Here is a 20,069-nt window from a genome sequence, read left to right on the forward strand (position 1 = left end):
TCCTAGGCGGCGATCACCGACGCCCCGGCCAGCCGACCGTCCACCACCGTGACGAGTTCGTCGAGGGTCCCGCGGTGCACCAGGTCGTGGGTGACCAGCATCGTCGCGGTGTCCCGCTCGCGCGTCAGTCGGGCGATGAGCTCCATGATCGCCGCGCCGCGCTCCTGGTCCAGCGCACTCGTCGGTTCGTCCACGAGCAGGACGTCCGGTTCGTGTACGAGTGCCCGGGCGATCGCGACGCGCTGCCGCTGCCCGCCGGACAGCTGCGCCGGCCGCTTGTCCAGGTGCTCGGACAGCCCCACCGCGTCCAGCAGGTCGTCGGCCCGGTCCCGGAGCCCTCCCGCGCGACGACCTCCGGCGGGGTGCCGGCCGCCGAGGTGCCCCATCACGAGCACCTGCTCCCGTGCGGTCAGCGACGGCAGCAGGTTCGACTGCTGGAACACGATCCCGATGTGCGCACGCCGCAGGGCGGTGGCTTCGTCCCGGGACAGCGCGGCCGCGTCGACGTCGCCGATGAGCACCCGACCGGAGTCCGGCCGGATGAGCGTCGCGGCGACGGCGAGCAGCGACGACTTGCCCGATCCGGAGGGGCCGGTGATGCCGGTCACGACGCCGGGCCGGGCGACGAGGGACACGTGGTCGACCGCGGTGATCCGCCGGTCGCCGTCGGGGAAGGTCAGGGTGACGTCGTCGAGGGTGATCATCGGTTGCTCCCGAGGGCGGTGAGGGGGTCGGCGGAAGTGACGGTGCGGAGCGCGACGGCGGCGCCGGCGAGTCCGAGGACGGCCATCGCGGCGGCCGGCACGACGGTGGTGACCGGGCTGAGCAGGAACGGCAGTGCACCGCCGGCGAGCGCGCCGAGTCCGACGACGGCCAGCATCCCGACGCCGATCCCCCGGACGAGCACGACGAGCGCCTGTCCGAGCGCATCGCGGACGAGTGATCCGGTGCTCGCGCCGAGGGCCTTGAGCACGGCGACGTCGCCGGCCCGCTGCATGGTCCAGACCGTGAAGAACGCCCCGACGACGAGCGCGGACACCCCGAAGAGCATGACGATCATCAGGCCGAGCGACCCGATCTCGGACCGGAAGGTCTCGAGGGCGGTCAGCGACCCGAGCGGCGACGCGGCGGACGTGCCGGTGGACGCTGCGACGGCGTCCCAGTCCGGGCTGCCGCTGACGGCCAGGACGGTCGGCGCGCCGTCGCCGCCGAGCCGCCGGTCGGCCGCGGCCCACGCCTCCGGGGTCATGGCGAGCACCGGTGTGTGGCTGTACCAGGCGTCGCCGCCGACGACGGCGACGCGGTAGTCCGTCCCGGTGACGGTGATGCGGTCGCCGACCTGCACGCCGAGGTCGGCCGCAGCACCGGACGACAGCCCGACCTGGTCGTCGCGACCGGGTGCGATATCGGTGACGGGGGTCGACCGTGCTCCCGTCGGCAGCCCGACCAGCGCGACGCCGACGGCCGCGCCCGACCCCGCAGCGCCCGACCCCGCAGCGCCGGACCCCGCGCCAGGTGCCGTCGCCCGGCCCTGGACGATGCCCACCGGCACCACGTCGTCGACCCCGCGGGCCGCCTGCCAGCCGTCCACGGCCCGCTGCCCGATGGTGGAGTCGCCGAACGACGGCTGCCCGGTGGACGGCTGCTGCAGGACCAGGCGGTCGCCGGGCAGGTCGAGCACCGCGGAGACGTTCTGCGACGCGAGGCCGCCGGTGAGCCCGGCGAGGAACCCGACGAGCAGGGTGATGAGTGCCACGACGGAGCCGATGAGGACGAACCGGCCACGGGCGAACCGGAGATCGCGCCAAGCGACGAACACGGGGTTCCCTTCCCGGGTCGCAGACCTTCCGCGACCACGACTCCCAGCCTCGCCGCGGTGCTCCCACCCGGCATCGCCGGAGGGTTCGGTCCTCCGATCGAACTTTCGGTTGATTCCCACCGGCCGACGCCTCCGTACGCTGGGGAGCACATGGCGCACAGCACCCTCACCCCGGTCTTCGTCGGTCTGCGGACCGGCCTGCACGTGCTGTCGGCCGCGCTGCTCGCCCTGGTCGTCGTGCGGGTGCTCGTGGACGGTGGCGCCGGCACGTGGGTGCGGTTGGCCCTGGCTGCGGTGTTCGCGGGCGTGTACCTGCTCGGGGCGGTCGTCGCGCGCGGCGACGGCCGCCGTCGGACGGTCGCCGGTGCGGTCTGGCTCGTCGCCCTGACCCTCGTCTGGATCGCCCTGCTCGTCGGCGTCCCCGAGGCCGCCTACCTCGTCTTCCCGCTCTTCTTCCTGTACCTGCACGTCCTGCCGCGCATCGTCGGACCGGTGGCCGTCATCGCCGCGACCCTGGTCGCCGTCGTCGCCCTCGGACTGCACGGCGGATTCACCGTCGGTGGTGTGGTCGGTCCGCTCGTCGGAGCGGGTGTCGCACTGCTCATCGGACTGGGGTACCGGGCGCTCGCGCGCGAGGCGGTCGAACGCGAGGCCCTGGTCGCCGAGCTCCTCGCCACGCGCGACCGGTTGGCCGTCACCGAACGCGAGCAGGGCGTCCTCGCCGAGCGGGCCCGGTTGGCCCGTGAGATCCACGACACCGTCGCGCAGGGGTTGTCGAGCATCCAGATGCTGCTGCACGCGGCCGAACGCGCGGACGGGGAGCGTCCGGGGACGGAGCACATCCGGCTCGCCCGTGAGACCGCTGCCGAGGGCCTCGCCGACACCCGGTGGTTCATCCGCGAACTCGCACCACCGGCGCTCGAACGCGGACTCGGAGCAGCTCTGGAACGGTTGGCCGGCTCCCAGTGGTCGCGCGACGGCCTCGACGTCACGGTCGACGTCGCGGAGGCCTCGCTGCCGATGGACGTCCAGACCGCGCTGCTCCGCATCGCCCAGGGCGCCGTCGCCAACGTGGTGCAGCACGCCGCGGCCACCCACGTCCGACTGTCACTCACCGTGGACGGTCAGGAGGCCCGGCTCACCATCGCGGACGACGGCGTCGGTTTCGACCCGGTCGCCGTCCACGACCGGTCGGGCACGACGGACTCGTTCGGGTTGCGTGCCACCGAAGAGCGCGTCGAGCAGTTCGGCGGCCGGCTCGAGGTCGACTCGGCCCCTGGCCGCGGGACGACGCTCGTCGCGACCCTGGAGGTCCGGTGATCCGCATCCTCATCGCCGACGACCACCCGGTGGTCCGCGCCGGGCTCCGAGCACTCCTCGACGGCACGGACGGCATCGTCGTCGCGGGTGAGGCGTCCACCCCGGACGAGGCCGTGGACCTCGCCATCCGGCTCTCACCGGAACTCGTGCTCATGGACCTGCAGTTCGGGCAGGACCTCACCGGGGCGGACGCGACGCGACGGATCCGCGCGCTCGACGCCGCGCCGTACGTGCTCGTGCTGACGAACTACGACTCCGACGGGGACATCCTCGGTGCGGTCGAGGCCGGCGCGAGCGGGTACCTGCTCAAGGACGCGCCCCCGCACGAACTCGTCGCGGCCGTCCGCGCCGCCGCGTCCGGACAGAGCGCCCTCGCGCCGACGATCGCGGGTCGGCTCATGGCGCGGATGCGCGCCCCGTCGGTGAGCCTGTCGGCGCGGGAGCTCGAGGTGCTGCGCCTCGTCGCCGAGGGGGCGTCGAACGGCGCCGTCGCCGCGCGCCTGCACATCAGCGACGCCACCGTGAAGTCGCACCTGGTGCACGTGTTCTCGAAGCTCGGGGTGTCCTCGCGCACGGCCGCGGTCTCCGAGGCCCGCGCCCTCGGCATGCTCCGCTGACGACCGCACCCTTGACGGGCCGTCGGCGGACCGATCAGATGGTCACATGACCCGGCACCCTCGAGGGGCCCTGTTCGCCACGTCGACGATGACCGGCTTCGGCATCGCCACGTGGGTGACCAGGACGCCCGCCATCCGCGACGAACTCGGGGCGTCGATCGAGGCGATGGGGCTCGTGCTCCTCGGGCTGTCGATCGGGTCGATGATCGGGATCCTCGGCGCCGGTGCGCTCGTCCGACGGCTCGGGACACGACCCTTGATCCTGCTCGGTGGCGCGCTGCCCGTGGTGGGGATGGTCCTCGTCGCCCTGCTCGCCCCGGCACAGGTGCCGGCGGGTGTCTGGGCGGGGCTGTTCCTGATCGGGTTCGGGTCGGGGGTCGCCGAGATCGGGCTGAACGTCGAGGCCGCCGCGGCCGAGCGGCGCATCGGCCACCCGGTGGTGCCGGTGCTGCACGCCTGCTTCAGCCTGGGGACCGTCGTCGGCGGTGTCGTCGGCATCGCGATGACGGCTGCCCGGACACCGGTGCTCGTGCACCTGCTCGTGGGGGCTGCGGTGATGGCGGCACTCGCGGCGTTCGCTGCCCTCAACCTGCAGCCGCTGCCGCGTGCCGGAGTGCAGACGGAGGGAGCCGACACCGCAGACGCCGCCGGCACGTCCCGCGTCACCACGGCCACCCGCCGCTCCGTCATCACCGTGCAGCTCGCGCTCATCGCGGTGATCACGCTCGCGATGGCCTTCGCCGAGGGTGCCGCCAGCGACTGGCTCCCGCTCCTGATGACGACCGACCACGACGCCCCGGAAGCGGTCGGCTCGCTGGTCTTCACCGGGTTCGCGCTCGCCATGCTCATCGGCCGGTCGGCCGGCACCCCGCTCGTCACGCGGCTCGGGCGGGGCCCGGTCGTCCGGCTCTGTGCCGCGGTCGGCGGGATCGGGGTCCTGCTCGTGGTCGTCTCGCCGAGTCCGGTCGTCACGGCGATCGCCGCGGGCATCTGGGGGCTCGGCATCGCGCTCGGGTTCCCGCTCGCGATCTCGGCAGCGGGTGACCACCCGACCGACGGGGACCGCCGGGTGTCGGTCGTCGCGACCGCTGGCTACATCGCGTTCCTGGTCGGACCGCCCCTGCTCGGCTTCGTCGGCGAGCACCTCGGGCTGCAGGCGGCGATGCTGGTGCCCCTCGTGCTGCTCGTCGCCGCCTTCGTCGTCGCGCCCGCCGCACGGGACTCCCACGACGTCGACGTCCGGCGGACCGTCTCCACCTGATCCGCGACGCCGGGCGCGGGTCCGGGCGCGCCGCCCCGCGGATCAGTACGGTCGATCCCATGCCGTTCTTCCGCGACAGCCCCCAGCCGACCACCCCCTCGAAGATCCAGGCGGCGTGGTCCGACTCGACGGGCCGCCTGGCGACGCGGTGCCTGCAGGTGATCATCGTCGTCGTGGTCATCGCCGGCGTCGTCTACGCCGGCAGCGTGCTGAGCGTCGTCACCATCCCGGTGCTCCTCGCGCTCATCATCGCTTCGGCCATGCACCCGATCGTGTCCTGGTTGCGCAAGCACAAGGTGCCGTCGGTCCTCGCGACCCTCGCGGTGCTCATCGGCGTCCTCGCGGTGCTCGGGCTGATCGGGTGGCTCATCGTCGTCGCCGTCGAGAACCAGTGGTCGCAGCTGCAGAAGTCGGCCGTCGACGGGTTCCAGCAGTTGCAGGACTTCGCGAAGAACCTGCCGATCTCGATCTCGGACAAGCAGGTCGACGACGCCGTGGCGTCCGTCACCGACTTCATCACGAGTGCGCAGTTCGGCTCCGGTGCCCTGGCCGGTGCCTCGGCCACCGCGAACTTCCTGACCGGCCTCGTGCTGATGATCGTGGTGCTGTTCTTCTTCCTCAAGGACGGCCCGAGCATCTGGGAGTTCCTGCTCCGTCCGTTCACGGGTGAGCGCTACGAGCGTGCACGCCGGGTGGGCGACCGCGTGGTCTCGACCCTCGGTGGGTACGTCCGCGGCACCGCCACGGTCGCCGCTGTCGACGCCATCGGCATCGGTGTCGGCATCGCGATCGTCGGCGTCCCGCTGGCACTCCCCCTGGCCGTCGTCGTGTTCATCACGGCCTTCATCCCGATCGTCGGTGCGACGGCAGCCGGCATCCTCGCCGCCCTGGTCGCGCTCGTCGCACTCGGTCCCGTCCAGGCGCTCATCGTCGTCGGCATCGTGATCCTCGTGAACCAGCTCGAGGGCAACCTGCTCCAGCCGGTGCTGATGGGACGCACCCTCAAGCTGCACGGCCTGGTCATCCTGATCGGCCTGACCGCGGGCACCGTCCTGGCGGGCATCACCGGTGCCATCATCTCGGTGCCGCTGCTGGCCGCCGCGTGGGGCGCGATCCTGGTCTGGGACGGCCCGAACACCCCCGCGCGTCCGTGGCGCAAGAAGCGCAACGAGGACGTCACGGCCCACGAACTCCCCGCCGACTGAGCCGAGAACGTTCTGCGGACATCCGTTTCGCGCAATCGGGGCCGTCGCACGAAGATGGACCCGTGCTCGTCTCCATCGTCTACATGAGTCGCGCCGTCGTCCCCTTCGACGACGGCGACCTCGCGACGCTGCTGGACGGCTCACGGCTCCGCAACGAGGCGCTCGGCGTCTCCGGGCTGCTCGTCGTGAAGGGCGGCCGCTTCATGCAGTTGCTCGAGGGCCCCGCGTGGAGCGTCGACGACCGGTTCGCCGCCATCAGCCGTGATCCGCGGCACGGCGAGGTCAAGTCGCTCATCCGCGAGGACATCGAGCGACGACGCTTCGACGGCTGGTCGATGGCCTACCGCTCGCTCGACGACGCGGACGTCCACGCGGAGCCGGGCTTCAGTCCGTTCCTGTACGGCGAGACCGACTTCCCGCGGTCGTTCGACCGCACGAGCGCCGCGTGGCTGCTCAAGTGGTTCCGCGACCGCGAACTCCACGACCGCTGAACGCGTCGTCGACGACCCCGAGCAACCGGTCGCGGTGCGCCGGGTCCGCCGTGGCCGTCAGGACCAGCCGCCACATCGTCGCGACCGCGGGGAACAGGTCGGCTCGCCCGGTGCGGACGTCGGACACCAGTTGCACGCCCGTGAAGTACGGCACGACGGTGGCACCGAGCTGCTCCGCGGTCAGGTCGGTGCGGAGCTCGCCGCTCGCGATCGCGAGCCGGAACACGTCGACGATCCCGCCGATCCACTGCTCGTAGAAGCTGACCGTGGCCGCGTGGAACTCGCCGCGCTCCAGTGACAACCGGATGCCCGCCCGCACGATCGGGTCGGTCCTCAGCAGGTCCGCGATGGCTCGCGAGGCGCCGACCAGGGCAGCTGCTGGTGACTGCTCGGTGTGGCTCACGACGTCGAAGGTCCGGACGTTCTGCTCGTCGATCACACCGAGCGCGAGGGCCAGCTTGGTCGGGAAGTGGAAGTGCAGCGCCCCCTGCGAGACGCCCGCCCCGCGGGCGATGGCCGCGATCGTCGCGGCGGCGAAGCCGACGCGGTCGAACTCCTCCGCAGCGGCCACCAGGATCTGCTCACGTCGTTCCACGTGACCAGTCTGACGGTCTGGAGGCGCGGGGCGGGCGTGCCCCGTGCCTCCAGACCGAGGGGTGGTCGCGTCAGACCGCGTCAGGCGACCCGCGCGCTCAGGTGAGCGCCAGCAGGTTGTTGACCTGCTCGTTGATGCCGGTCAACGTCGAGATCGGCTTGCCGTTCGCGTAGACGTTGTCGAAGGCCGGCTGCAGCAGCGCCTGCACGTCCGCCGGGTTGCGGGTGACGGGGAACAGGAACGTGGTCTTCTCCTCGACCTGCCGGGTGAACGCCGACACGTCCAGCCCGCGCTTCCGGAACGACGCGACCGCCGCCTCGGTACCGGCGGGACGGGCCGGGAACACGACGCCTGCGCGGCCGACGATCTCCTGGGCGGTGTCGCTGCCGAGGAACGCGACCCACTTCGCCGCCGCCTCCGGGTCCTTCGCCTGCTTCGTGATCGAGTCGCCGAGCCCGTTGAACATCGACGCCCGCTTGCCCGTCGGCCCGATCGGCGTCGGGGCGACGGCGATGTCGAGGTCCTTCATGTTCAGGTACGTGCCGATCATCCACGAACCGTTGAACGACAGCGCACACTTGCCCGCGCCGAGCTGCACGTCCGGACCGGTCGTCGTCGAGAAGACGCCGTACTTCGCCATGTAGCCCTTGTCGGCCAGGCGGTAGTACCAGGCGAGGGTGTCCTGCACGGTCTTCTCGTCGTAGCGGAACTTGTCGCCCCACGGGTTCTCGTTCGTGTAGAACCAGTCGGTCGACCCGGTGAAGGGCGACCACTGCGTCTGGCCGAAGCCGTCGCCGCCGGACCCGTTCGACGAGATGCCGTAGACCTCGACGTTCTCCTTGTCGAAGCCGGGCTCATCACCCCGCCGACCCTTGGAGTCGATGGTCAGGTGCGCGAGCATCCGTTCGAACGAGCCGCCGTCGTCGGGGTTCCACTCGAGCGTGGCGAGCTCGTCGTCGGAGACGCCGGCCTTCTGCATCGCCTTCCGGTCGTAGAACATCCCGATCGTGTCCCAGTCCTTCGGCGAGCCGTAGCGGTGCCCGTCCTGGCCCTTCCACAGCTCGGCGAGGCCGGACTGGTAGTCGTCGTCGCTGATGGACTTCGTCGCGTCGAGCTCGTCGAGCTTGTAGAGCACGTCGAGGTCGGAGAACTGCGGGAACTTCGTCAGGTGGTCGGTGAAGACGTCCGGCGCGGTGCCGGCGATGAACCCGGCCGTCAGCTTGGTCCAGTAGTCCGCCCACCCGAGCTGGGTGATCTGCACCGTGATGTCGGGGTTCTCGCGGTGGAAGGCCTTCGCGACCTGCTGGTAGGCGGGCAGCTGGTTGGAGTCCCAGAGCCAGTAGCTCACGGTGCGGGCGCCGCTCTTCGAGGCGGTCCCCCGGCTCGGGGACGAGCAGGCGGCGAGCGCACCGAGGGCGAGGGCTGAAGCGCCGCCCGCGAACAGTGCGCGGCGGGAGAGGTTGTTCGTCATGGTGTGGTGGTCCTGTCCGAGCCGGGGCTACTTGATCCCGGAGAAGCCGATGGAGTTGACGATCCGCTTGGCGAAGACGCCGAACAGCACGATCATCGGGAGCGCCGCCACGAGGGTCGCGGACATCAGCCCGGCCCAGTCGGTGCCGGACTGCGGGGACTGCGACTTGAAGACACCGAGGGCGACGGTGAGCACCCGCGAGCTGTCCGTGTACGACACCATGAGCGGCCAGAAGTAGTCGTTCCAGCTCGTGATGTACGTCAGCACGGCGAGCGTCGCGATCGGCGCAGCGGCCATCGGGATGACGAGCCGGAAGAACACCCGGACCTTGCCCGCGCCGTCGATCAGCGCGGCTTCCTCGACCTCCTTCGAGATGCCGAGGAAGAACTGCCGCAGGAAGAACACCGCGAACGGGGTCATGAACATCGTCGGCAACGCGATGCCGAGCAGGTTGTCGACGAGCCCGAGCTGCTTGATGAGCGTGAAGTTCGGCAGCAGCGTGAAGATCGCGGGCACCATCAGGCCGGCGAGGAACACGCCGAAGACCTTGTCGCGTCCGGGCCAGCGCAGTCGGGCGAAGGCGTACGCGGCAGCGGCCGAGAAGAACAGCTGGCCGACGGTGACGAGCGTCGACACGATCACCGAGTTGAGCAGGTACCGCCAGAAGTTCAGGGCAGCGCCGGAGCCACCCTGGGCGAGGGCCTCCTCGGTGGACTGCAGGCCGAGGACCCGCTCGAACCCACCCAGGCTGAACCCGACGGGCAGCAGCGACGTGGGGTCGGAGTTGATCGCACCGTTCGACGACAGGGCGGTGCGCAGGATCCAGTAGAACGGGAACAGGGTGACGACGATGACGATGATCATCGCGACCCAGGCGAGGACGCGGCCGACCGACGGACGACGGCGGTGGCCGGCTCCGGGTCGGGGCGGACGCTTCGTGGTGACGGAACGGGTGAGGGTCGTGGTCATGGTGCGGCGCTCCGTTCAGTCCAGGTCCGACTCACCCGAGCGGGTGAGGCGGTACTGGATGATCGTGATGATGCTGAGGACGATGAGGAGCGCGACCGAGACCGCGGACGCGTAGCCGAACTGGAACCGGCCGAACGCCAGGTTGTAGATGTAGTTCTGCACGACGTTCGTGGCGTTCGCGGGGCCGCCCTGCGTGGTGACGGCGACGGTGTCGAACACCTGGAACGACCCGATCACCGTGATGATGAGCACCAGCGACAGGATCGGGCGGAGCAGCGGCACCGTGATGCGCCAGAACATCTTCCACTCGCTCGCACCGTCGATGCGGCCGGCTTCGTAGACCGTCTCGGGCAGCGACTGCAGTCCGGCGAAGATCAGGAGCGCCGTGTAGCCGACGTGCCGCCACACGTTGATGAGCGCGATCGACGGGATGCCCCAGACGTCGCTCTGCAGGAACGGGATGCGGTCCAGGCCGAGGGCCGCGAGCATCTCGTTGCCGATGCCGAGCTGGGTGTCGAGGATCCACAGCCAGACGAGCGCCGCGACGACGTTCGACACCAGGTAGGGCGCCAGGACGATGCCGCGCACGAAGGTCGACTTCGTCAGGCGGTGCATCATCACGGCGATGAACAGTGCGACGACCGTCTGGATGACGATGTTGATGAGCACGTACTCGATGGTGACGACCATCGAGTGCCAGAAGATCGAGTCCTGCACGAGCCGCGCGTAGTTCTGCAGCCCGGTGAACTCCGGCTCGGTGAGGAGGTTGTAGGACGTGAAGCTCAGGTAGATGCCCCGCACGGTCGGCCAGGCGAGGAACACCACGAAGCCGATCGCGGCCGGCGCGATGAACAGCAGCGCGAGCCACAGGTCGTTCCGGGGACGGCGGCGGCGTGGGACGGTGGTACGGGCGAGCGGGAGGTCGGCTGCCCGACTCCTCCGTCTCGTGCTGGCGGTCGTCAAGGGTGACGACACAGGGCTCTCGGTGGCCATCGCGACTCCTTCGTCTGCGGTGGACTGACGTGCAGCAGTCCGTGAGCCGGGAATCTACACGTGGTGACACCGGGTGGCAAGAGGCTCTTTCGCGCTCCGAATCCGGGGTTGTCACGTGTAGACAATCGTGTCAGGATGGCGGTCGATCGCATCGGCGCGACCTGCCCGGCGACGCATCCCTCACCCTGGAAAGGTCACTGATGATCTCTGTCGGAATGGTCGGCGCGGGCCAGTTCGCCCCCCAGTTCGCCAAGCTGTTCAAGCTCCACCCGGACGTCGACCGCGTCTTCGTGACCGACCTCGTCGACGACCGCGCGTCGGAGCTCGTCGAGTCGCAGCACCTCGACGGCACGTTCGCCGACTTCGACGCCGTGCTCGCCTCGGACGTCGACGCCGTCGCGATCTTCACGCAGCGCTGGACGCACGGTCCGCTCGTCGTCAAGGCGCTCCGCGCCGGCAAGCACGTCTACTCGGCGGTGCCGATGGCGATCTCGGTCGACGAGATCCGCGACATCATCGAGGCCGTCCGCGAGACCGGGCTCACCTACATGATGGGCGAGACGAGCTACTACAACCCCGCGACGGTGTTCGCCCGCAAGCAGGTCGCCGACGGCGCCTTCGGCCGGGTCTTCTACTCCGAGGGCGACTACGTCCACGACATGGACCTCGGGTTCTACGCCGCGTACCAGTTCAGCGGTGGTGAGGACTGGAAGCGCACCGCCAGCTACCCGCCCATGCTGTACCCGACCCACTCCGTCGGCGGCGTCCTCGGCGCCATCCCCGGACACGCGGTCAGCGTCAGCTGCATCGGTGTCAAGGACGACCGGGGCGACGGCGTCTTCGACAAGGACGTCAGCCAGTTCGACAACGACTTCTCGAACGCCACCGCCCTGTTCGAGCTCGACAACGGCGGCGTCATGCGCATCAACGAGATGCGCCGTGTCGGCTACCCGTCGCACATCCGCGAGTCCCGCTTCCGCTACTTCGGCACCGAGGCGAGCTTCGAGCAGCTCGCGAAGACCAGCGTCTGGCAGGACAAGGAGGACTCGCACGACATCAGCGACAAGATCAACACGCAGGCGACGATGGACCTCGACGACCCGCGTCTCGCCGGCGTCGACCCCTCGCTGCGCGACGCGTTCGTGTCCGGGTACGCCGAGGTGCACGACACCGACCGCCTGCCCGCCGAGTACGCCGGCGTGCCGACCGGGCACGAGGGCTCGCACCAGTTCCTGGCCGACGACTTCGTCCGCGCCGTCGTCGACCGGACCCTGCCGCCGGTGAACGCCTGGACCGCCGCACGCTTCACGCTGCCCGGCATCATCGCCCACCAGTCGGCCCTGCAGGGCGGCGCACGCCTCGAGGTGCCGGACTTCGGGGACGCCCCGGAGACGACCTCGGCGGCGCCCTCGTCTAGTATCGCCAGCGAATAGCAAGTGGTGTTCGGGTGTCGGTCCACACGGGCCGGCACCCGAACGCGACTTCCGAGCCGACGAAGGTGGCACCCGTGAGCGTCCCGACGACCCCGAGGGCGGTCACCCGCGCCGACGTCGCCCGGTACGCCGGCGTGAGCACCTCCGTCGTCAGCTACGTCGTGCACGACGGCCCCCGCCCCGTCGCGGCGGCCACCGCCGCCCGGGTCCGTGACGCGATCCGGGTCCTCGGCTACCGCCCGAACGCCAGCGCCCAGGCCCTGCGCACCGGGTCGTCGAAGATGCTCGGGCTCATCGTGCCCGAGCTCGACAACCCCTTCTGGTCCGAGCTCGCCGTCGAGGTCACCCACGCCGCGGCCGCCCGCGGCTACGACGTCCTGCTCGCCAACAGCGACGGCGACGCCACCCAGGAGCGCGAGCGGCTCCGCAGCCTGTCCGCCCGCCAGGTCGACGGGATCATCGTCACGAGCATCATGACCCACCCGGACCTGTCCACCGTGTCGGACCCGGGCATCCCGATGGTCCTGCTCAACACCTTCTTCGAGGTGCCCGAGTACGCCAGCATCGGCGTCGACGCCCTGCGGGGCGCGCACGACGGCACCCAGCACCTGGTCGAGCACGGCTACGGGTCGATCGGCCTCGTCATGGGGCACGCCGGCTCCATGGAACTCCGTGAACAGGGCTGGATGCGAGCACTGCGCGACGCCGGGCTGCCGGACGGCCCGATCGTGCGGTGCGACTTCACCCGACGGGGCGGGTACGAGGCCGGCCTCCGCATGTTCGCGGACGGGACGGGACCCCGCGCCGTCTTCGTCAGCTCGGACATGCAGGCCGTCGGTGTGCTGCGGGCACTGTGGGAACTCGGGCTGCGCGCACCGGAGGACGTCGCGATCGTGTCGTTCGACGGCGGTGCCGAGGCCGACTACACGAACCCCCAGCTCACGACGGTCCGGCAGCCGATCGAGACGATGGCCACCGCCGCCGTCGACCGGGTGCTCGGGCTCGACGCGGACAACCAGTGGCACCGCGACCTGGTGCCCGCCGAGTTGGTCCTGGGCGCGAGTTGCGGGTGCGACGTGCGTCGCTGACGCACCCACCAGACGGACGGGAGGCGCGGGGCGGGGCCGGAACGGGCCTCCCGTCCGTCAGGTGGCCGGGTCCATGACGGCGGTGAGCCGCTGGAGCGGCACACGCTGCTGGGACTCCTGCGCCACCGCGACCGCTTCGACCGGCTCGCCGGAATCGGTGTCGACGAAGCGCAGGTCCGACGTCAGCTCCGTGGGGCGGTACCGGTCCGCCCAGCCGCCGAGCGCCAGGAGCACCAGCGAGAGATCGCGGCCGGCGTCGGTGAGCACGTACTCCTCGCGCGCCCGGGCACCCTCCGGCTTGTAGGTCGTGCGCTCGAGCACTCCCCCGTCGACGAGGGAGGCCAACCGCGCGGTCAGGACCTCGCGCGGAACGCCGAGGCTCTGCTGGAACTGACTGAAGCGCGTCGAACCGGCGAGGGCGTCACGCACGATCATGAGCGTCCACTTCTCGCCGAGGACGTCGAGGGACCGTGCGATGGGGCAGCGCTCGTCGCCGCCGAGGATGCCGAGCATGCGTTCATCCTAGCTGGGTTCGATTTCCGGACACAACGTGCTAGGTTCGGTTTCCGTACTCAACATCTCTCGTCTGGAGCCTCTCATGACCGACCTCACCAACGCCATCGTCCTCGTCACCGGAGCGAACGGCGGCCTCGGCGCCGAGTTCGTCCAGCAGGCCCTGGACCGCGGCGCCGCCAAGGTCTACGCGACCGCCCGCACCCCGCGCACCTGGGACGACGAGCGCATCGTGCCGCTCGCCCTCGACGTCACCAGCCAGGAGAGCGTCGACGCCGCAGCCCGTGCCGCCGCGGACACCACGATCGTCGTGAACAACGCCGGGATCGCCGGCGCCGACCCGCTCGTCGACACCTCGGTCGCGGAGGTCGAGCGCATCTTCGCGACGAACGTCTTCGGCGCGCTCCGTGTCGCCAAGGCCTTCGCCCCCTCGATCGGCGGCGGCGCACTGATCGACGTGCACTCGGCCCTGAGCTGGGTCGCGCTCGCCGGCGCGTACTCGGCGTCGAAGGCAGCGTTCTGGTCGGTCACGAACTCGCTCCGCCTCGAGCTCGCACCCCAGGGCACCCAGGTCGTCGGCGCACACCTCGGCTACACCGACACCGGCATGACGGCGGGGCTCGACGTCGAGAAGTCCGACCCGGCCGACATCGTCCGGCTCATCTGGGACGCCGTCGAGGCCGGCGAGCACGAGGTGCTGGCGGACCAGGTCAGCCGTGACGTCCGCGCCGGACTCAGTGCGCCGCTGACGGCGCTGTACCCGGCGCTCGCGACCGCTTGATCGGTTCGGCGGCTCCGGTTCAGGATCTCCGCGGTTCACGAACCGGAACCGCCCGCAAGATCGAGGGCCGGCGCGACCGGACGGACCCGTAGGATTCGACCATGGCCGGGAACGCACTGTTGATCCCACTGTCGAGGGCAGCGGAGCTGATCCGCGACGCGCTCCGAATCGGCCACGTCGCCGCCGCCGACCGGGCTCTGACCGATGCAGTCAGCCGCATTCTGCACGCCGCTCCCGACACACCGGTCGATCCGGGTGTGACGGAGCGCGCTCCGTCGGTCGGCGATGAGCACTACGACGCGCTCCTGACCACGGCGTACGCGTACGCGCTCCTCCGGCACGGGACCCAGCCGCCGACGTGGATGCTCGAGCTCCGTCCGCTCGATCGCGAATGGCTCTGGGACGGGGATGCCGAGGCTTCGCTCGAGTGGCGTTCGTTCATCAAGCAACGGACGCCCGATCTCTTCCTGCGGAAGAACATCTTGCTTCGCGAAGGCGACCTCGAGGCCGCATGACCGAGGATTACCGTCTCCTCAGTGGCGCTGAGGTCGTCGACCTCCTCGGTGAGCTGTTGGAGCGCCTGGCTGGCCGCGGCGTCGAGGTCGAGACCTACATCGTCGGAGGCGCCGCTGTCGCTGTGCACCTCGGCCGCGACGAGGTGACCCCCGACATCGACGGACTGTTCCAACCGATGGACGAGGTGCTCGTCGAAGCGCGAGCCATGGCGGCCGAACACCGACTCGACCCCGAGTGGGACCTCAGACGAACTCGTGGCGATCGCGCGCGAAGCGTACGGCGAGCACAGCATGACGCTTCCGGACGACCCAGCCGAGGTCCAGCTGATCGCCGAGGAGGCGCTCCGTCGGGCTGACGCTTGGAGACGACGAACGCACACGGCGGAGTGAGCGAACTCAACCGCGGGCACCGCGATCGGTGATGTCGCGGTTGACGGCGGTGATCGCGGCGCGCTCCTCGACGGAGATGCCTGCGGCAGCCAGGACACGACCGAGCACGCCGCTCTTGCGCTCGATGTAGTCGTCAATGTCCTCGGCTTCGGCGGCCGCTCGGCGCTTCACGGAGGCGTACTGGTCGCGCAGCCCCGGGTCGGCGCGCAGCACGTCGCGGACGGCGAGGTGGTTCCGGAGCGAGAGCGATCCGGCCGTGGCGACGTAGGTGTTGCTCGGGGCGAAGTGCTCCGGAGTCCGGAAGGCCTGCCGGTCGGGGACGCCGAGGTCTCCCCGTGACTCGAAGCCGATCACGGCCAGCGCTGCGACCGCCGCCGTGACGTCGCTGGCATCGACGACGATGTCGACGTCGATCACGGGCTTCGCCGCGAGACCGGGCACTGATGTGCTGCCGACGTGCTCGATGCTGCGGTAGGGCGCACCGGCGGCGTCGAGGGCTGCGGCGTACGCGTCCCGCAACACCGCGAACCGCTCGGGCCACGACGGCTGGTACTCGACGACCTCGATCATCGAGTGCGCCGTGTGGCGGGAGGGGGTGCGAGGAGCTGGAACATGACGTGGTCGCGCCAGGCTCCGTTGATCGTGATGTACTCCGGCGCGAACCCGTAGCGCTTGAACCCCGCGGACTCGAGGGCACGCTGAGACCCCACGTTCTCCGGAAGCGTCTCGGCCTGCACCCGGTGGAGTCGGAGGACGTCGAACGCGTGGACGGCAGCGGCGGCGACGGCGCGGGAGGCGTGGCCCTGGCGCAGCCGGTCAGCGCGGATCCAGTACCCCATGGCACACGACTGCAGGGCTCCGCGGGTGATGCCGCTCAGCGTGATGCGCCCGAGGAGTTCACCGTCGGTCGACTCGATCACGAACGGGACCGCGGTGCCGGCACGCTCCGCAGCGAGCGACTGCACGATGACGTCGTGCTGGCCCTGCTCGGTGAAGTACGCCGGGGCCCGGGACGGCTCCCACGGGCGCAGGTGCTCGGCGCTCGCGGTGATGACGGCGGCGAGCGTCGCCGCGTCGTCGACGCGGAGCAGGCGCAACCGGGTGTCCATGGCGGAGGGTGTGGGATTCGAACCCACGAGACATCTCTGCCCACCTGTTTTCAAGACAGGCTCCATCGGCCGCTCGGACAACCCTCCAGTGACGCGACCACGTGGCGAGACGTGACCGCGTCCCGGGAAGTCTAACGGGCCTCCCGTCCGCCGTGCGCGTCAGCGCATGCCGGGGTCAGCGCGGCAGGGAGTCGAGCGCCGCTGCCAGGCCGTCGTCGGACACGCCACCGGTGAGTTCGTTGCCGGCGTCCACGACGTCATCGGGCGCCTGGCCCATCACGACGCCACGACCGGAGGTCGAGGCCCACCGCAGCATGTCGATGTCGTTGCGGCCGTCCCCCGCGGCGAAGACGCGGGAGCGCGGGATGTCGAGCCACTCGCGCACGCGTTCCATCGCGGTGGCCTTCGTCACCCCCTCTGGTGCGATGTCGAGCCACGCGGTCCACCCGACCGTGTACGAGACCTTGTGCAGGCCCATGTCCTCGACGATCTGCAGGAACTCCTCGAGCCCGTGCTCCGGCGAGATGACGACGACGCGGGTGGCCTCGACCGTGAGCAGCTGCTCGAACGGCACCAGCTCGCCGGCGTTCGTCATGGTGTCGGCGGGGAAGTTCTCGGACAACCGGAAGTGGCCGGTCTCGTCCTCGACGCCGAAGGCCGCGTTCTCCAGAGCACCACGGATGGTCTGCAGCACGTCGCTCGGGTCGAAGTGCTCGACGTGGACACGCTCGTAGGACCCGTCCGGACGGCGGGCCAGGGTCAGCGCACCGTTGGCGCAGACGAGGTACTTCGGCTCGATGCCGAGGGTCTCGAGCAGCGGCACCGTCATGCCCTCGCTGCGGCCCGTGGAGAGCATGACCTCGTGCCCGGCGGCCTCGGCATCGCGCACAGCGGCGACCACGGCCTCCGTGATGACGCCGTCCTCGCGCATCGTGGTGCCGTCGATGTCGAGCGCCACCAGCCACCGCTTCGTGCGGGCGGGAGCACCAGCGCCCGCGCCCTGCGCCGCGCCGTCCACGAACCGCCCCTGCGTGCTCATCGGGGCTCGATGACCTCGACGCCACCGAGGTAGGGGCGCAGCACCTCGGGCACGACGACGGAGCCGTCGGCCTGCTGGTGGGTCTCGAGGATCGCGACGATCCAACGGGTGGTCGCGAGGGTGCCGTTCAGGGTGGCGACCGGGGCCGTCTTGCCGCTCTCGGTGCGGTACCGGATGTCGAGGCGACGGGCCTGGAACGTCGTGCAGTTCGACGTCGAGGTGAGCTCGCGGAACGTGCCCTGCGTCGGGACCCAGGCCTCGATGTCGTACTTCTTCGCCGCGCTCGTGCCGAGGTCACCAGCGGCGACGTCGATCACGCGGTAGTGCAGCCCGAGGTCCTGCAGCATCTGCTCCTGGTAGGACACCAGCTTCTCGTGCTCGGCCTCGGCCTGGTCCGGGTGGACGTAGGCGAACATCTCGAGCTTGTTGAACTGGTGCACGCGCAGGATGCCACGGTTGTCCTTGCCCGCCGAACCGGCTTCGCGCCGGTAGCAGGTCGACCAGCCGGCGTAGCGGTGCGCGGTCTTCTCGATGTCGAGGATCTCGTCGGCGTGGAAGCCGGCGAGTGCGACCTCGCTCGTGCCGGTCAGGTACAGGTCGTCGGCCTCGAGCCGGTAGACCTCGGCCGCGTGCTCGCCGAGGAAGCCGGTGCCCGCCATGGTCTCGGGGCGGACGAGCGTCGGGGTGATGAGCGGCTCGAAGCCGGCAGCGATGGCGCGGTCGAGGCCGAGCGACATGAGCGCGATCTCGAGCCGGGCGCCGAGGCCGCGCAGGAAGTAGAAGCGCGAGCCGGAGACCTTCACGCCGCGCGGGATGTCGATGATGCCGAGGTGCTCGCCGAGGTCGGCGTGGTCCTTCGGCTCGAAGTCGAACTCGGGCTTCGTGCCGACGGTGCGGAGGGTGACGAAGTCCTCTTCGCCACCGGCCGGGACGCCGGGCAGCACGACGTTCGGGATGGCGCGTACGACGGAGTTGAAGGTCTCCTCGGCCGCGGTGACGGTCGCCTGGGCTTCCTTCACCCGGGCCGAGAGCGCCTGGGCCTGCTGCACGAGCGCGGCCTTCTCGTCCTTCGGGGCCTTGGCGACGGTCTTGCCGAAGGCGTTCTGCTCGGCGCGGAGCGACTCGAACGCGGTGATCGCGCTGCGTCGGGCGGCGTCGGCGGCGACGGCCTCGTCGACCACGGCGACGGATGCGCGGCGGGACTCCTGCGAGGCCTTGATGACGTCCGGGTTGTCACGAAGCAGCTGGGGATCGATCACCGCTCCATCCTAGAGGCGGCGACATGGGGAGGAACCCGCCGCTCGCAGCGTCCGATCGGTACCGTTGATCCCATGTCGACCCCTTCGGAGACCGCGCCCGCGGACCAGGACGCCCTCCCCACCGAGCACCGGACGGCTGCCGTGGTCTACAACCCGGTCAAGGTCCACCTGCCGACCCTCAAGGCCACCGTGGAACAGCACCAGCAGGAAGCCGGCTGGGCCGAGACGCTCTGGTTCGAGACCACCGAGGAAGACCCGGGCGGGGGCATGGCCCGCGCAGCGCTCGAGGCGGGGGCCGACGTCGTCGCCGCCGCGGGTGGCGACGGCACCGTGCGCGCGGTCGCCGAGGTCGTGCACGGCTCCGGTGCCTCGCTCGCGCTGCTGCCGAGCGGGACGGGCAACCTGCTCGCCCGCAACATGAAGCTCCCCCTCGACGACCTGGCGAGCAGCGCGCACACCATCTTCTCCGGCCACGAGCGGGCGATCGACTTCGGCCTCATCGGCATCGAGCGGCCGGACGGCGCCCGCGAGCAGTTCGGCTTCGTCGTGATGGCGGGCCTCGGGCTCGACGCCCGGATGATCGCGAACACCCGGCCCGAGCTGAAGAAGCGCGTCGGGTGGCTCGCGTACCTCGACTCGCTGCTCCGCTCCGTGCGGGACACCGACGGCTTCGAGTTCAAGTACCGGCTCGACGAGTCGGCTCGCAACGGTTCGGTGCGCGCGCACTCGGTCATCGTCGGCAACTGCGGCATGCTGCAGGCGAACGCGATGCTGCTGCCCGACGCCGAGATCGACGACGGCGTGTTCGACATCGTCGTGATGCGCCCCCGCGGCTTCTTCGGCTGGGTGCGGATCGGTGCCCGCGTGTTCTGGGAGAACGGGATCCTGCGCTGGTTCCGGCGTTCGGCGCTGTCCGAGACGCTGATCGGTCGACGCATCACCACGGCGGCGAAGCAGGAACGTCCGCTGCGGTACATGCGCGGCGAGGAGTTCACGCTGCGACTCGAGAAGCCCGACGAGTTCGAGATCGACGGCGACCCGGTGGGCGAGATCACGGCGTTCCGCGCGCGGATCGACCCCGGTTCACTGACGGTCAAGGTGCCGACGGTGGAGCCGCGGCCGAGCTGGGTGCGCGGCCGCAAGCGCTGAGCGGCGCGCGGGGCGGCGGTGCGGCCCGTGCGGCGTTACTCACTCGGTGCGA

The 20,069-nt window shown here is 70.6% G+C and carries 22 protein-coding genes and 1 tRNA gene; 11 read left to right on the forward strand and 12 right to left on the reverse strand.

The annotated features are described in order from the left end of the window. Positions 1-2 precede the first annotated feature (2 nt). Both EDF47_RS04370 and EDF47_RS04375 read right to left on the reverse strand, forming a co-directional pair. Positions 3-704, reverse strand: coding sequence for an ABC transporter ATP-binding protein (locus EDF47_RS04370; RefSeq protein WP_133937635.1), 702 nt, complete (start codon positions 702-704; stop codon positions 3-5). Next, the gene (locus EDF47_RS04375) at positions 701-1,819 is read right to left on the reverse strand and encodes an ABC transporter permease (RefSeq protein WP_133937637.1); all 1,119 of its coding nucleotides are present in this window, start codon (positions 1,817-1,819) and stop codon (positions 701-703) included. The genes EDF47_RS04370 and EDF47_RS04375 overlap by 4 nt, the downstream gene beginning before the upstream one ends. A gap of 150 nt (positions 1,820-1,969) precedes the next feature. On the opposite strand from EDF47_RS04375, the gene EDF47_RS04380 reads away from it, so the two are divergent. The 5 genes from EDF47_RS04380 (at position 1,970) to EDF47_RS04400 (ending at position 6,713) form a co-directional block, all read left to right on the forward strand. Next, the gene (locus EDF47_RS04380) at positions 1,970-3,139 is read left to right on the forward strand and encodes a sensor histidine kinase (RefSeq protein WP_133937639.1); all 1,170 of its coding nucleotides are present in this window, start codon (positions 1,970-1,972) and stop codon (positions 3,137-3,139) included. Continuing rightward, positions 3,136-3,756, forward strand: coding sequence for a response regulator transcription factor (locus EDF47_RS04385; RefSeq protein WP_131880504.1), 621 nt, complete (start codon positions 3,136-3,138; stop codon positions 3,754-3,756). Before EDF47_RS04380 ends, EDF47_RS04385 begins: the two co-directional genes overlap by 4 nt. A 46-nt stretch (positions 3,757-3,802) precedes the next feature. After that, positions 3,803-5,017, forward strand: coding sequence for an MFS transporter (locus EDF47_RS04390; protein ID WP_133937641.1), 1,215 nt, complete (start codon positions 3,803-3,805; stop codon positions 5,015-5,017). A gap of 59 nt (positions 5,018-5,076) precedes the next feature. After that, positions 5,077-6,222 (forward strand): AI-2E family transporter, encoded by a 1,146-nt coding sequence (locus EDF47_RS04395; protein ID WP_133937643.1) that lies wholly within the window; start codon positions 5,077-5,079, stop codon positions 6,220-6,222. A 62-nt stretch (positions 6,223-6,284) separates the two neighbouring features. After that, complete coding sequence (locus EDF47_RS04400) at positions 6,285-6,713, forward strand: BLUF domain-containing protein (protein ID WP_133937645.1); 429 nt, start codon at positions 6,285-6,287, stop codon at positions 6,711-6,713. On the opposite strand, the gene EDF47_RS04405 is transcribed toward EDF47_RS04400, so the two are convergent. The 4 genes from EDF47_RS04405 to EDF47_RS04420 all read right to left on the reverse strand — a co-directional run bounded on the left by EDF47_RS04405 (position 6,676) and on the right by EDF47_RS04420 (position 10,741). Next, on the reverse strand, positions 6,676-7,308 hold the full coding sequence (locus tag EDF47_RS04405; protein ID WP_133937647.1) for a ScbR family autoregulator-binding transcription factor: 633 nt from the start codon (positions 7,306-7,308) through the stop codon (positions 6,676-6,678). The genes EDF47_RS04400 and EDF47_RS04405 overlap by 38 nt on opposite strands. 97 nt (positions 7,309-7,405) lie before the next feature. After that, positions 7,406-8,779: a sugar ABC transporter substrate-binding protein gene (locus tag EDF47_RS04410; protein ID WP_123938368.1), complete on the reverse strand. Its 1,374-nt coding sequence runs from the start codon at positions 8,777-8,779 to the stop codon at positions 7,406-7,408. Between the two features lie 27 nt (positions 8,780-8,806). Continuing rightward, positions 8,807-9,748, reverse strand: coding sequence for a carbohydrate ABC transporter permease (locus EDF47_RS04415; RefSeq protein ID WP_133937649.1), 942 nt, complete (start codon positions 9,746-9,748; stop codon positions 8,807-8,809). A 15-nt stretch (positions 9,749-9,763) separates the two neighbouring features. Continuing rightward, positions 9,764-10,741 carry a sugar ABC transporter permease gene (locus tag EDF47_RS04420; protein ID WP_228506149.1) on the reverse strand — a complete coding sequence of 326 codons (978 nt, stop codon included), beginning with the start codon at positions 10,739-10,741 and terminating at the stop codon, positions 9,764-9,766. A 197-nt stretch (positions 10,742-10,938) separates the two neighbouring features. Here EDF47_RS04420 and EDF47_RS04425 point away from each other — a divergent pair, with 197 nt between their 5' ends. Continuing rightward, a complete protein-coding gene (locus EDF47_RS04425; protein WP_111084773.1) occupies positions 10,939-12,174 on the forward strand; it encodes a Gfo/Idh/MocA family oxidoreductase in 1,236 nt (411 codons plus the stop codon). A 74-nt stretch (positions 12,175-12,248) separates the two neighbouring features. Further along, positions 12,249-13,262 carry a LacI family DNA-binding transcriptional regulator gene (locus EDF47_RS04430; RefSeq protein ID WP_243834004.1) on the forward strand — a complete coding sequence of 338 codons (1,014 nt, stop codon included), beginning with the start codon at positions 12,249-12,251 and terminating at the stop codon, positions 13,260-13,262. A 57-nt stretch (positions 13,263-13,319) separates the two neighbouring features. On the opposite strand, the gene EDF47_RS04435 is transcribed toward EDF47_RS04430, so the two are convergent. Next, positions 13,320-13,775 carry a helix-turn-helix domain-containing protein gene (locus EDF47_RS04435; protein ID WP_133937653.1) on the reverse strand — a complete coding sequence of 152 codons (456 nt, stop codon included), beginning with the start codon at positions 13,773-13,775 and terminating at the stop codon, positions 13,320-13,322. An 85-nt stretch (positions 13,776-13,860) separates the two neighbouring features. Between EDF47_RS04435 and EDF47_RS04440 the strand changes: the two genes are divergently transcribed. The 3 genes from EDF47_RS04440 (at position 13,861) to EDF47_RS04450 (ending at position 15,427) form a co-directional block, all read left to right on the forward strand. Beyond that, positions 13,861-14,556, forward strand: coding sequence for an SDR family oxidoreductase (locus tag EDF47_RS04440; protein ID WP_133937655.1), 696 nt, complete (start codon positions 13,861-13,863; stop codon positions 14,554-14,556). A 101-nt stretch (positions 14,557-14,657) separates the two neighbouring features. Then, the gene (locus EDF47_RS04445) at positions 14,658-15,071 is read left to right on the forward strand and encodes a hypothetical protein (RefSeq protein WP_133937657.1); all 414 of its coding nucleotides are present in this window, start codon (positions 14,658-14,660) and stop codon (positions 15,069-15,071) included. Beyond that, positions 15,068-15,427, forward strand: a complete 360-nt coding sequence (locus EDF47_RS04450) for a nucleotidyltransferase (protein WP_133937659.1) — start codon at positions 15,068-15,070, stop codon at positions 15,425-15,427. The genes EDF47_RS04445 and EDF47_RS04450 overlap by 4 nt, the downstream gene beginning before the upstream one ends. A gap of 40 nt (positions 15,428-15,467) precedes the next feature. Here the strand turns inward: EDF47_RS04450 and EDF47_RS04455 are convergent, their stop codons facing one another. The 5 genes from EDF47_RS04455 to serS all read right to left on the reverse strand — a co-directional run bounded on the left by EDF47_RS04455 (position 15,468) and on the right by serS (position 18,868). Next, complete coding sequence (locus EDF47_RS04455) at positions 15,468-16,031, reverse strand: GrpB family protein (protein WP_133937661.1); 564 nt, start codon at positions 16,029-16,031, stop codon at positions 15,468-15,470. Then, positions 16,028-16,570 carry a GNAT family protein gene (locus tag EDF47_RS04460; RefSeq protein WP_133937663.1) on the reverse strand — a complete coding sequence of 181 codons (543 nt, stop codon included), beginning with the start codon at positions 16,568-16,570 and terminating at the stop codon, positions 16,028-16,030. The genes EDF47_RS04455 and EDF47_RS04460 overlap by 4 nt, the downstream gene beginning before the upstream one ends. Further along, positions 16,570-16,657 (reverse strand) — tRNA-Ser (locus EDF47_RS04465). Before EDF47_RS04465 ends, EDF47_RS04460 begins: the two co-directional genes overlap by 1 nt. An 88-nt stretch (positions 16,658-16,745) precedes the next feature. Then, complete coding sequence (locus EDF47_RS04470) at positions 16,746-17,609, reverse strand: HAD-IIB family hydrolase (RefSeq protein WP_123291842.1); 864 nt, start codon at positions 17,607-17,609, stop codon at positions 16,746-16,748. After that, entirely contained in the window at positions 17,606-18,868 is a 1,263-nt protein-coding gene (serS, locus tag EDF47_RS04475; protein WP_131880489.1) for a serine--tRNA ligase, read from the reverse strand. Before serS ends, EDF47_RS04470 begins: the two co-directional genes overlap by 4 nt. Positions 18,869-18,940: 72 nt before the next feature. Between serS and EDF47_RS04480 the strand changes: the two genes are divergently transcribed. Continuing rightward, entirely contained in the window at positions 18,941-20,017 is a 1,077-nt protein-coding gene (locus EDF47_RS04480) for a diacylglycerol kinase family protein (RefSeq protein ID WP_123291840.1), read from the forward strand. Positions 20,018-20,069: the final 52 nt, after the last annotated feature.

This window comes from Curtobacterium sp. PhB190 (assembly GCF_004365385.1).
Classification (GTDB): Bacteria; Actinomycetota; Actinomycetes; order Actinomycetales; family Microbacteriaceae; genus Curtobacterium.

What these genes read in the sequence shown, in the direction of transcription:
- EDF47_RS04370 (WP_133937635.1), bottom strand. Translation starts at nt 704, where the DNA reads ATGATCACCCTCGACGACGTCACCCTGACCTTCCCCGACGGCGACCGG.
- EDF47_RS04395 (WP_133937643.1), top strand. Translation starts at nt 5,077, where the DNA reads ATGCCGTTCTTCCGCGACAGCCCCCAGCCGACCACCCCCTCGAAGATC.
- EDF47_RS04470 (WP_123291842.1), bottom strand. Translation starts at nt 17,609, where the DNA reads ATGAGCACGCAGGGGCGGTTCGTGGACGGCGCGGCGCAGGGCGCGGGC.
- EDF47_RS04455 (WP_133937661.1), bottom strand. Translation starts at nt 16,031, where the DNA reads ATGATCGAGGTCGTCGAGTACCAGCCGTCGTGGCCCGAGCGGTTCGCG.
- EDF47_RS04480 (WP_123291840.1), top strand. Translation starts at nt 18,941, where the DNA reads ATGTCGACCCCTTCGGAGACCGCGCCCGCGGACCAGGACGCCCTCCCC.
- EDF47_RS04420 (WP_228506149.1), bottom strand. Translation starts at nt 10,741, where the DNA reads ATGGCCACCGAGAGCCCTGTGTCGTCACCCTTGACGACCGCCAGCACG.
- EDF47_RS04445 (WP_133937657.1), top strand. Translation starts at nt 14,658, where the DNA reads ATGGCCGGGAACGCACTGTTGATCCCACTGTCGAGGGCAGCGGAGCTG.
- EDF47_RS04415 (WP_133937649.1), bottom strand. Translation starts at nt 9,748, where the DNA reads ATGACCACGACCCTCACCCGTTCCGTCACCACGAAGCGTCCGCCCCGA.
- EDF47_RS04410 (WP_123938368.1), bottom strand. Translation starts at nt 8,779, where the DNA reads ATGACGAACAACCTCTCCCGCCGCGCACTGTTCGCGGGCGGCGCTTCA.
- EDF47_RS04390 (WP_133937641.1), top strand. Translation starts at nt 3,803, where the DNA reads ATGACCCGGCACCCTCGAGGGGCCCTGTTCGCCACGTCGACGATGACC.
- EDF47_RS04450 (WP_133937659.1), top strand. Translation starts at nt 15,068, where the DNA reads ATGACCGAGGATTACCGTCTCCTCAGTGGCGCTGAGGTCGTCGACCTC.
- EDF47_RS04380 (WP_133937639.1), top strand. Translation starts at nt 1,970, where the DNA reads ATGGCGCACAGCACCCTCACCCCGGTCTTCGTCGGTCTGCGGACCGGC.
- EDF47_RS04435 (WP_133937653.1), bottom strand. Translation starts at nt 13,775, where the DNA reads ATGCTCGGCATCCTCGGCGGCGACGAGCGCTGCCCCATCGCACGGTCC.
- EDF47_RS04440 (WP_133937655.1), top strand. Translation starts at nt 13,861, where the DNA reads ATGACCGACCTCACCAACGCCATCGTCCTCGTCACCGGAGCGAACGGC.
- EDF47_RS04460 (WP_133937663.1), bottom strand. Translation starts at nt 16,570, where the DNA reads ATGGACACCCGGTTGCGCCTGCTCCGCGTCGACGACGCGGCGACGCTC.